Here is a 1,421-nt window from a genome sequence, read left to right on the forward strand (position 1 = left end):
CTGCTGCGGGCGGACACGGCGGCCCGCACCGCGCTCTCCGACCCGCGGGAGGGCACCATCCTGTCCATCCTCGGTGCGGCCCGGCCAGCGTCCAGGCCGCCGTCCGGTCCGCCTCCGTCCAGGGCCGGGACACGCGGACGCGCGCCGTGCTGGAGGAGGCCGTCACCGGGGCCGTCCGCGACGCCCGGGCCGCCGTGCAGCAGACCGAGGGGCAGCTGGACGAGCTCAGCCGTGCCGCCGTGGTGGACGCCGGCGCCGTGGGCCTGCTGCTGGTCCTGGAGGCGCTGCGGGCCGTGATGCTGGACGAGACCCCGCAGACCTCCCTCACCGACGGCCTCCGCGGCTATGCGGACGGCGTCGCCGCCACGGTGCACGGCCCGGGGGGCGGCGTCGAGGTCATGTGCACCATCGAGCTCGATCCCCTCGGAGCGGCCACGCTGCGGCACCGCCTCACCGAGGTGGGCGACTCCGTGATCGTCGCCCCCACCCGGCGCGGTGACGATCCCCAGGACGTCGTCCCGTGGCGCGTGCACGTGCACGTGCCCCGGGCGCCGCTCGCGGAGGACCTCTTCCGCGAGGCCGGCGACCCTCGAGACGTGCACGTGACCGACCTGACGGACGGGCGCGGCGGCCACGACCACACCCATGGCGAGCACTGAGCACGGCGCCGGGGCGGCGGTCCATCCGTTCGACCGGCCGCTGTCCGGAGTCCTCGGCGGGAAGACCGCGGACCGGATCGCCCGGGAGCTGGGGATCACCACGGTCGGCGGGCTGCTGGACCACGCCCCGCGGCGCTGGATCGAACGCGGAGAGCTCACGCCGATCTCCCGGCTGCCCATCGACGCCGAGGTCACGCTGGTCGCCGAGGTGCGGTCGGTGAACACCCGGAGGATGCGCAGCCGCAGCGGCTTCATCGTGGACGTCACGGTGGCGGACCCGGACACCTCGGCCGGCCCCGGCTCCGCCCTCTCCATGGCGTTCTTCAACGGCCACGACGCACGACGCCGACTCGAGCCGGGCATGAGGGCGATGTTCCAGGGCAAGACCACGGTCTACCGGGACCGGGTGACGCTCAACAACCCGGACTTCACGCTCCTGGCCGAGGACGCCGAGGCCACCGAGGCCGACCTGCGGCCCCTCTCCCTGTACCGGGCCACCGGGAAGCTGCCGAGCTGGGTGGTCCGGACCGCTGTGATGACCGTCCTCGACGCCGTGGACTGGTCCACGGTCCCCGAGGTGCTCACCGAGTCCCTGCGCGCCGGCGCGGCCGCCGAGCTGGACCTCGGGGGGCCTCTGCCGGGCACCGAGCAGGCGTACCGTGACCTGCACACCCCGGTCGAGCTGTCCGATGTCGGCCCCCGCCCGCCGCGCGCTCGCGCTGCGCGAGCCTGCATCGTGCAGGCGTCCCCTGGCCCGTCCGC

Annotated in this window: 1 protein-coding gene and 1 pseudogene; both read left to right on the forward strand. The window is 75.2% G+C overall.

Translation table 11 applies throughout. The annotated features are described in order from the left end of the window. Nucleotides 1-659, forward strand: a 659-nt coding sequence (locus AC2W7A_RS12395; protein WP_485991609.1) for a DAK2 domain-containing protein, incomplete at its 5' end; no start/stop codon positions are given. Further along, a pseudogene (locus AC2W7A_RS12400) lies at nt 646-1,421 on the forward strand (ATP-dependent DNA helicase RecG); the annotation flags it as partial. The gene AC2W7A_RS12395 and the pseudogene AC2W7A_RS12400, both read left to right, overlap by 14 nt.

It is taken from the genome of Micrococcus sp. LASM2_SD2, assembly GCF_057364565.1.